Source organism: Clostridium sp. CS001, from assembly GCF_020443565.1.
Taxonomy (GTDB): Bacteria; Bacillota; Clostridia; order Clostridiales; family Clostridiaceae; genus Clostridium_AD.
Genome location: NZ_JAIZZN010000027.1, coordinates 44,072 through 54,249, shown reverse-complemented (window position 1 = coordinate 54,249; position 10,178 = coordinate 44,072). Strand labels below are relative to the sequence as shown.

The window sequence follows — 10,178 nt, the reverse complement described above, 5'->3', positions numbered from 1 at the left end:
CGCTAATCCACCCCGAAGGGTTTCATCGCTCGACTTGCATGTGTTAGGCACGCCGCCAGCGTTCGTCCTGAGCCAGGATCAAACTCTCAATTTAAAAGTTTACACTTTTTATTGAAATGTTATAATCTGCGCCAACTGTTAGGTTGGTCACCAACGTTAGTTGGTACGCAAGCTCATTACAATTCTCTTAGTTTATAACTAAGAATTACTTTTTGCTAAAGTAATTAACTGGTTTAACGAAATATTATTTCGTTTCTTTACCTATTTCTCTGTTTAATTTTCAAAGACCAATTTATAATAATAGCTTGTCTATGAAACCACTACCTTTTTCATTCTATCAGTTAACCCCAGCCATGTCAATATTAAAATTTATTATATTTAATATTGTAATCTACAATTTTATTAAATAAAACATAGCCAATAAATATCTATTTGGGAGTATCTATCGGCTATGCGTAATAACTTATTTAAAATATTTTTGTATTTTTATAATAAATATATATGTGTTTATTTAATAGCTTTTATAATCCTAATAAAGTAGTTACTTTTTCCTTATCAAAACCCATCATTTCTTCACCGTTTATATTTATAACAGGTACTGATCTATAGCCCTTTTTTATAAGTTCCTTTTTTGCTTCTATGTCTGTAGAAATATTGTGCTCTGTGTATTCGATACTATTTGCTTTAAAAAAATCTTTAGCCTCGTGGCAAAATCCACAAGTATCACTTGTATAAATTTCAACTTTATTCATAAATAATCTCCCCTTTTAATATCTAGAATAGCTCACGCTAAACAGATGGATTTTTATTGTTCTAACTCAAATTGAATACAATAATACTTCATTTTTATAGTAGCATTTTTCTTTTGCCAAGTCAACAATTCTAAAGCTAAGCTTTTAAGCTGTTCAAGAATCTATATGAACACAATTATCATATTAGTATAACACTAAATTTATTAAAATATCATGATATTTTGTTTATTTTATCTTTACATATATTTTTTATAATATTATGATAGATATAACAGTATATTAAAGAGCAAAGCAGTTTATAACTGTTATTCTCTCCACAGAAATACAAGGAGGTAACATAATGACAGAATTATTAGAACTAATAAATAAAGCAGAAACAAAACATAAATTGAGCAAAAAAGAAATTATCGCTCTACTAAGCACTAATAGTGTAAACCAACAAATATTTAAAGCTGCGGATGAGGTTCGAAAAGAATATTTAGGTGATGAAATTCATCTTAGGGGACTTATTGAGTTTACTAATATATGCAAGAGAAACTGCCTTTACTGTGGGCTTAGACGCGACAATAAAAATGTAATTAGATATAGATTAACAAATGAACAAATTTTAGACTTTGCAACTAAGGCCAAGTCCTATGGCTATAAAACTATAGTCCTTCAAGGTGGCGAAGACGATTATTTCACTAGTGATAGGATTGTTGAAATAATAAAAGCTATAAAGTCTTTAGATTTGGCTATAACTTTAAGTATTGGAGAAAGAACCAATGAGGAATATCAAGCTTTTAAAGATGCTGGAGCTGATAGGTATCTTCTAAGGATTGAAACAACTGATGCAAAGTTATATGAAGAACTTGACCCGGGTATGAGTCATGAGAACAGATTAAACTGCTTAACTACGTTAAAAGAATTGGGCTTTGAAGTTGGATCAGGCATTATGGTTGGTCTTCCAAACCAAACTATAGACTCCTATGCGGATGATATATTATTTTTCAAAAAAATAAATGCTGACATGTTAGGAATTGGTCCTTTTATTCCAAATGAAGACACACCCCTTGCAGATGCTAAGGGTAAAGACTTAACTATGGCACTTAAGGTTATGGCTATAATGCGTTTACTCTTACCAGACATCAACATTCCTGCAACAACAGCTATGGAATCCTTAAATAAAGATGGAAGGCTAATGGCTTTGCAAAGTGGTGCAAATGTAGTTATGCCTAACGTAACTGAGGGTGACTATAGAAAACATTATGCACTATATCCAGGTAAAATATGCACAGGAGATACTCCTGCTCACTGCCGTGGATGCATAACAGGTAAAATTCATAGTATTGGAAGAACAGTTTCAACCCACTATGGTTTCAGAAAAAAATCAACTCACTAAATATACTATAATAAAAAAGAGCCTTAAGGCTCTTTTTTATCGAATTTTTTTCAGTATCCTTCAGTGGTTTAATATTAACTGGTACACCCTCTGAGTACTATAGAATAAACTTCTGTACTATCTGATCTAATTTAGCTACAATTTTCTCAAGATTTTCAGCAGTATTTGATATTTCCTCCATAGCACTAGTTTGTTCCTCCATTGATGCAGATATTTCTTGAGTTGAAGCTGCAGATTCTTCTGATATTGCAGATATTCCTTCTATGGATTGTAATACCTTATCTTTATTTTTATCTACATTATTAATATTAGAACCCAATGTGTCAATTTGAGTGATCATATTACTAATAGCCTTTTCAATGCTATTAAAAGATTCTTTTGATAGTTCCATAGATAAATTTGCTTCTTTATTAATACTTGTACCTTTATTTATGTTCATTGTTACTTTACTAATTTCTCCTTGAATTTCACTAATCATATCTGTAATTTCATTAGTAGCCTCAGCTGTTTTTTCTGCAAGTTTCCTTACTTCCTCAGCAACTACTGCAAATCCCTTTCCAGCTTCACCAGCCCTAGCAGCTTCTATAGCAGCATTTAATGCCAGAAGATTTGTTTGTTCTGCCACAGCTTGTATAGTGTTTATAATCTCGCCAATTGAATTTGATTTATTTGCAAGTACAGATATATTTTCTACTACTTCTTCATTAGATTTATTACTTTCCCTAAATCTTTCAGTAAGTACCTTCATGGATTGTAATCCCTTGGCATTGACTAATTTAGTTTCATTAGAATAATTCTTTAGTAGCTCCGAACTATTTACCGCAGTATTAATTTCTGCCGCAAGATTTAAAAGTTCTTGTGCCCCACTTTGCGCATCCTGTACTTGATTTGTGGCTCCATTAGCCATTTCCTCAATTGCTATAGATACAGCTTCGATAGATTGAACTGTTTCATCAGTAGCTATAGCCATATCTTTTGAGTATTGAAACACCTGCTTAGAATTTTCTTGCAAATTAATAGTAATGTCTCTAAGAGCACTTCTTAAATCAACAACGGCTCGTCCAATAATTCCTGTTTCATCTTTATAATCTAAAACTCCTTCATAAGTCTTATCATAATCCAAATCAAGTTTTGCCGTCTTATCAACTAACTTACTTATAATTAGTATAGGGTTAGATATTTTTTTACTGAAATAAAATGCAATAATTATGGATATTCCAATAACCACTGCAATTAGAATTATAAAGCTAATTACACTTTTAATAAATGCATCTTTCAAAACGGTTTTTTCATTTGCAATAAACTTATCTATGTCATCAACATAATTTCCTGTCCCAATTACCCAATTAAACTCTTTAAAGGCTTTACTGTATGCCCTCTTTGGAGAAGCTGCTTCCTCACCTTTTTTAGGAAACCAGTAATCAGAATATCCTCCTTGTTCTTTTAATCCATTTTCAATTATTTCTTTAATCATTTGTCTTCCATTTACATCCTTTAAATCAATTCTATTTGTTCCTTCAGTTACACTACCAAGAAGTACAACATTCTCTCCTTCAACAGTATCAATCCAAAAGTAACCACCTTCACCGTATTTCATTTCTCTTGTTAAATCAGCCCCAAGTTTCTTTGCGGCATCTAACGTCATTTCTCCTGCTTTATATTTTTTATCAATTCCTTCAAGCATTGTTATAACATTTTCTACCCCATTTTTTATCTTCTCATCATAATCCTTCCTAACAGTGGTATCGATAGTTTTAATAGTATTATTACTAATTTCCGACATACTATACGCTGCCATCCCACCAATCAAAAGTGCTGTTAATAGAACTATAAGAACATTTAAAACAATTATTTTAGTACTTATTTTTTTCATCTAAAATCACCCCATCCTTTTTTTGTAAATTTTACTAGTGCATTCTAACTAATCGATTCCTTTCCCTTTTTCATTAAAATCGACCTAATCACATTTACTGAAAAAGGAAAATCATCAACAAATACAACTTTACCCATTTAACTTTTATTATAGATTTTAGAAATTCATGAATAGGACACATTCACAACAATCGACAAAAAATATATTTTTTAAATTATAAGAAATTGCTTTATCTATTAATCTATGTATATTATATACCTATTTCCATAAATATTCATTATAAATATTCATATTTTTTCAATTTTTTCAATTTATTTTTAGCTATTTAAATTTACAAATACTGTTTTTGGGTTGTTTTGTCGAAAAGCATTCTTCTTTGTCTCAATTCGTAAAAAGAAACAACCCATTTCAGTGAATTAAAAAATCTCATTCTACTGAATTAAGGTTGTCCTTATCGTCTAGTTTTATAAAGTTATAGCTTACTTGCCATTAGCGCAGCTCCTATAGACCCTGCATATCTGCCTAATTCATCGGAACTAATTTCTTTACCTAGTTTTTTTGAAAGACTATTTAAAATATATGTATTTCCAGACAATCCCCCCGTAAGCAAATAATTAAATCCTTCTGAATGTTTTCCACATAAGGAGCTAACTTTAGTAACTATTGAATCGACAACTGCATAAGCTATATCTTGCTTTTTCTCTCCACTACCTATTAGACTAATAACTTCAGATTCGGCAAAAACAGTGCACATTGAACTTATGGTAATTCCACTCCCTTGAGATGCTAATTCACAAAGTGAGTTTATATCTACACCTAATGTATTAGCCATAACTTCAAGAAACCGACCAGTCCCAGCAGCACATTTATCATTCATAATAAAATTTGTTATTGACCCATTTTCGACAGTAATAACCTTTGTATCTTGTCCACCAATATCAATTACTGTACAATCTGTGCTTAATAAATATGCTGCGCCCTTACCATGGCAGGTTATCTCTGTTATAACTTTATCTGCATATGGCACAGATACTCTTCCATAACCAGTGGCTACAACCTTTGAATTTTTTTCATCTATTCCAAGCAAAGTTAACTTTTCTTTAATTGTATTGGCAGTTTGAATGCTATTCCATCCTGTTGGCATAACAAAATTATTTTCTAACTTATCTCCTTTAAATACTGAAACCTTGGCAGCTGTTGATCCTATATCAATTCCTATGTAAAACATAATTACCTCCCCTAATTGCAAATGTATCTTATATATATGTATTAATTATAATATATCTCATTTTTTGTGACGAATAGTCTGAAAGTTGATTGTTTAATTACATTATACATTAACTAGCCTAACCCAACACCATGGTTGTAAATTCTTCTATAGATATTCCAAATATATAATGGACAACCTATCTAAAAACCCTATTAGACTTCATTATATGGAACTCCTATAATTAGGGAGATATAGAATGCTTTTTAAAAATCTTTGAGGAGGATTATTTGATATGAATAATGATTTACCTAAAATATTTAATGAGTTTAATGAAGCAAGACAAAAGGGGTTTGTAGACGTAAAAAATTTAAAAGATTCTGGCAAAAAGATAGTGGGCACTTATTGTACCTACAGTCCATGGGAACTAATCATAGCTGCAGGTGCCATTCCTATTTCTCTTTGTAGCATGAGTGATGAACCTATAGCTGAAGCTGAAAAGCAACTCCCAAAAAATTTGTGTCCACTTATTAAATCAAGCTACGGCTTTGCGTTAACAGATAAATGCCCCTATCTTTACTTTTCAGATTTGGTAGTTGGAGAAACTACTTGCGATGGAAAGAAGAAAATGTACGAATATCTTGGACAACTTAAGCCAATGCACGTAATGCAATTACCTCAAACTAGCAAGGGTGAGGCTGCATTTAATTCTTGGAGAAGTGAAATGGTTTTATTTAAAGAAAGGTTAGAAACGGAATTCGACGTAGAAATTACGGATGAAAAGCTAAAGGAAGCTATTAACCTTAGAAATAGAGAAAGAAAAGCACTAATCGATTTTTATGAGCTAGGGAAAATGTGCCCTCCTCCTATTACTGGAACTGAAATGCTTCAAGTATTATATGGAGCTACTTTTAAAACTGACAAAGAGGCACACATAAAAACTCTTACAAAATTTACACAAGATATAAAAGATGATTATGAAAATGGCAATAGAAAAGTAAGTGAAAGCAAAAAAAGAATATTAATTACTGGGTGCCCTATGGGTGGTGCCACAGAGAAAATCATTAAAATCATTGAAGAAAGTGATGGTGTAGTTGTTTGTTATGAAAACTGCACAGGAATTAAAGCTACCCAGCAATTAGTAGATGAAACTATAGATCCGATAGATGCACTAACAAGAAAGTACTTAGATATTCCCTGTTCTTGCATGAGTCCAAATGACGGAAGGATAACGTCCCTTTCAAATTTAGTAGATGAATATAAGGTTGATGGCGTGCTAGACGTAATTCTTCAAGCTTGTCATACTTATAGTGTTGAAAGTCATTCAATAAAAAAATTCATGGATGAAGTTAAGCATACTCCATACATGAGCATAGAAACAGACTACTCCCAAAACGATGTAGGGCAACTTAAAACAAGAATTGCTGCATTTATTGAAATGCTATAAATAAAAGGAACTGCCTCAGCAGTTCCTTTTATTAAATCATCTTATATAGATTAACTTCTGTTTTGCCTTCTTGGAGTTCTGCAAGTTTAGGAACAATACTAGTATAATGCTCGGTGCAATTATGAAGTTTAATATCCTCTTCACTTTTCCATTCTTCTATGAAGGTTAAAATGTTAGAATTATTAATATCTTCATATAAATTATAGGCTATGCATCCTGCTTCATTTCTGCTTTCATTTATAAGTTTTTCTACTAAGTCCTTAAACTCTTTTGTTTTACCTTGCTTAATTATTTTTTTTGCAACTATAGTAATCATTTAATTTTAAACCTCACCTTCAAAGTAAAATATAAAACTTATGTTATATCATTATCTTGCATATATTATTTGTGAATTCTACTGGGTCACTTATTGGTAACCCCTCAATAAGTAACGCTTGACTATAAAGTATGTTAGTATATAAATCAAACTTAGCTTTATCTTTTTCAAAAGACTCTTTAAGTGCTTTAAACATGTCATGATTTATATTAATTTCTAAAACTTTGTCTGCTTTTACATTTTCATTGTTTGGCATAGCGCTTAATATTTTTTCCATTTCTATTGTAAGGTCACCATCATTTGATAAACATACTGGATAATTTTTAAGCCTTTTTGATGCTCTAACATCCTTAACTTTACCTGATAAAACACTTTTCATTTGTTCAAATAACTCTACGCTCTCTTTTTCATCAGCTTTAGCAACATCATCTTTTTCTTCTGCCTCTATACCTAAATCACCGCTAGATACAGATTTAAATTCCTTTTCTTTATAGGCCATTATCATTCTTATGGCAAATTCGTCTACATCATCTGTGAAGTATAAAATTTCAAATCCACTTTCTGATACCATTTCAATTTGTGGTAATTTTTCAATTCTTTCAATGGACTCTCCTGCAGCATAATAAATATATTTTTGATTCTCTGGCATTCTAGAAACGTATTCATCCAAAGTAACCATCTTTTTCTCAGTTGAAGAGTAGAACATTAGTAAGTCTTGAAGTACATCTTTATTACTTCCAAATTCACTATAAATACCATACTTTAATTGTCTACCAAAAGCTTTGTAGAATTCTTCATATTTTTCTCTTTCATTTTTTAATAAACTATCTAACTCACCTTTAATTTTAGTTTTAATATTTTTAGCAATAAGTTTTAATTGTCTATCATGTTGTAATACTTCTCTAGATATATTAAGTGACAAATCCTCTGAATCAACTATTCCTTTTACAAAACTAAAATAGTCTGGCAGTAAGTCTGCACACTTATCCATGATTAACACACCACTTGAATATAATTCTAAGCCCTTTTCATATTCTTTTGTATAGAAATCGTAAGGCATTTTCTCTGGTATATATAAAATTGCATTATAACTTACAGTACCATCTACACTTATATGAATGTGCTTTGTTGGTTTATCGTAACCATAGTGCTTTTCAGAATAGAAATTATTATAATCTTCATCTGTAAGCTCACTTTTATTTTTTCTCCATATCGGAACCATGCTGTTTACAGCCTTTTCCTCTGAGAAGTCCTCATACTCTGTTTCACTACCTTCTTTAAGTCTTGATGAGCTTATGTTCATTTTAATTGGGTATCTAATAAAATCAGAGTATTTCTTAACAATAGATTTTAGTCCATATTCTTCAAGATACTCATCATAGTTTTCATCTTCTGTATTTTCTTTAATCTTTAGTATAATCTCTGTTCCAACAGTATCTTTTTCACACTCTTCTATGGTATAACCTTCTGCACCATCTGATTCCCACTTATATGCTACATCACTACCAAAAGCCTTACTTATAACTGTAATAGTATCAGCTACCATAAACGCAGAATAAAACCCTACTCCAAACTGACCAATTATATCATAACCATCTTTAATTTCATTTTCTTTTTTGAATGCCAAAGATCCACTTTTAGCTATAACTCCAAGGTTATCGCTAAGCTCCTCTTGTGTCATTCCAATACCTGTATCAGAGATTTTTAATGTTCTTTTTTCCTTGTCATTAGCTATTGTAATATAATAGTTATCTTTATTGAAAGTTAATGATTCATCTGTTAAAGTCTTATAGTAGATTTTATCAATAGCATCACTAGCGTTAGATATAAGTTCTCTCAAAAAAATATCCCTATGTGTATATATTGAGTTAACCATCATATCTAAAATTCTCTTTGACTCTGTTTTAAACTGTTTCTTTTCCACTTAAAGTCTCCCCTTTCGCATCGGTACCTGTTAATTTTATTTTTGTTAGCACTCTTCGTGTTTGAGTGCTAATGATAATTATAAAATACACCTTTTTTTGTTGTTTGTCAATACACTGTTTCCCATTACCATTTATATGTTCTCTATTTTATTACATTAAATCATCACCTTTGAAGCTGCAATATATCTTAATTCACTTCTTCTCAATTATTATTCATGACAAATGTCATATTAAATTATTCCTCATATCACTACTTCGATGCCTCAAAAAATTATATTATATAAGTATAGAAAAGATAATTCAAGTAGAAGTAATGTTACTTAAGGGGGACTTTAAATGTTAGTTGAAATTAAAAACTTAGTAAAAAGATATAATGACAAAATTGCTGTAGATAATGTTAGTTTTTCAATAAAGTCTGGAGAGATATTAGGACTTCTTGGACCTAATGGTGCAGGAAAAACTACAGTAATAAACGCACTTATGGGACTTACTAAAATAGACGGTGGAGAGATAATAATATTTGGTAAAAACTTAAAAAATAACGAAAGGGAACTAAAAAAGGACATGGGCCTCGTGCCTCAAGATATAGCAATTTTTTATGATTTAACTGCTCATGAAAATGTAAGTTTTTTCGGAAAGCTGTATGGGCTTAAGGGTAAAATTTTAAAAGAGCGAGTAGAAGAGGCTCTAAATTTTACAGGTCTTTGGGATAAGCGAAATGAGCTTCCTAAAAAATTCTCGGGTGGTATGAAAAGAAGGTTAAACATAGCCTGTGCAATAGTACATCACCCTAAATTAATAATACTAGATGAACCAACTGTTGGAATAGACCCTCAATCAAGAAATCATATTCTAGAATCAATTAAGCAACTTAATGAAATGGGTTCAACTGTAATTTATACATCTCACTATATGGAGGAAATTGAAACTATATGTAGCAACATAATAATAATTGATAATGGAAAAGTCATGGCAATGGGAACAAAGGAAGCGCTAAAGGAGCTTATATCCTTTGAGGAAAAGATAGTAATAGACCTTGATAATGTAAATTACACAATAGTTGAAAATATAAAAAATATCTCTGGTGTTACGGATTGTTTATTAGATAAAAATATACTTACTGTTACATCGCAAAAAAACAGTAAGAACTTAAATAAAATTATTGATGCAATAACATCTGGTAATGGTGAAATACTTTCACTTAATGTAGATAAGCCAAATTTAGAAGATGTATTCTTAACTTTAACAGGGCGAAAATTAAGGGATTAGGTGGTGAT

At 30.9% G+C, this 10,178-nt stretch carries 8 protein-coding genes and 1 rRNA gene; 3 read left to right on the top strand and 6 right to left on the bottom strand.

All coding sequences use genetic code 11. From position 1 onward, the window contains the following. A 16S ribosomal RNA gene (locus LGK97_RS15655) occupies positions 1 to 94 on the bottom strand; the annotation flags it as partial. A 427-nt stretch (positions 95 to 521) separates the two neighbouring features. Then, the gene (locus tag LGK97_RS15650; protein ID WP_226260686.1) at positions 522 to 752 is read right to left on the bottom strand and encodes a glutaredoxin family protein; all 231 of its coding nucleotides are present in this window, start codon (positions 750 to 752) and stop codon (positions 522 to 524) included. Positions 753 to 1,092: 340 nt separating this feature from the next. Between LGK97_RS15650 and hydE the strand changes: the two genes are divergently transcribed. After that, entirely contained in the window at positions 1,093 to 2,133 is a 1,041-nt protein-coding gene (gene hydE, locus LGK97_RS15645) for a [FeFe] hydrogenase H-cluster radical SAM maturase HydE (protein WP_226260685.1), read from the top strand. A gap of 97 nt (positions 2,134 to 2,230) precedes the next feature. Here the strand turns inward: hydE and LGK97_RS15640 are convergent, their stop codons facing one another. Together LGK97_RS15640 and LGK97_RS15635 are read right to left on the bottom strand one after the other, a co-directional pair. Continuing rightward, on the bottom strand, positions 2,231 to 4,006 hold the full coding sequence (locus tag LGK97_RS15640; RefSeq protein ID WP_226260684.1) for a methyl-accepting chemotaxis protein: 1,776 nt from the start codon (positions 4,004 to 4,006) through the stop codon (positions 2,231 to 2,233). A 472-nt stretch (positions 4,007 to 4,478) separates the two neighbouring features. Continuing rightward, positions 4,479 to 5,234: an acyl-CoA dehydratase activase gene (locus LGK97_RS15635; RefSeq protein ID WP_226260683.1), complete on the bottom strand. Its 756-nt coding sequence runs from the start codon at positions 5,232 to 5,234 to the stop codon at positions 4,479 to 4,481. Between the two features lie 274 nt (positions 5,235 to 5,508). Here LGK97_RS15635 and LGK97_RS15630 point away from each other — a divergent pair, with 274 nt between their 5' ends. Then, entirely contained in the window at positions 5,509 to 6,660 is a 1,152-nt protein-coding gene (locus tag LGK97_RS15630) for a double-cubane-cluster-containing anaerobic reductase (protein ID WP_226260682.1), read from the top strand. Positions 6,661 to 6,691: 31 nt separating this feature from the next. On the opposite strand, the gene LGK97_RS15625 is transcribed toward LGK97_RS15630, so the two are convergent. Next, a complete protein-coding gene (locus LGK97_RS15625) occupies positions 6,692 to 6,976 on the bottom strand; it encodes a putative quinol monooxygenase (RefSeq protein WP_226260681.1) in 285 nt (94 codons plus the stop codon). A 43-nt stretch (positions 6,977 to 7,019) separates the two neighbouring features. Continuing rightward, positions 7,020 to 8,900, bottom strand: coding sequence for a molecular chaperone HtpG (htpG, locus tag LGK97_RS15620; protein ID WP_226260680.1), 1,881 nt, complete (start codon positions 8,898 to 8,900; stop codon positions 7,020 to 7,022). Positions 8,901 to 9,237: 337 nt separating this feature from the next. Between htpG and LGK97_RS15615 the strand changes: the two genes are divergently transcribed. After that, positions 9,238 to 10,170 carry an ATP-binding cassette domain-containing protein gene (locus LGK97_RS15615; RefSeq protein WP_226260679.1) on the top strand — a complete coding sequence of 311 codons (933 nt, stop codon included), beginning with the start codon at positions 9,238 to 9,240 and terminating at the stop codon, positions 10,168 to 10,170. The last annotated feature ends 8 nt before the right edge of the window (positions 10,171 to 10,178 follow it).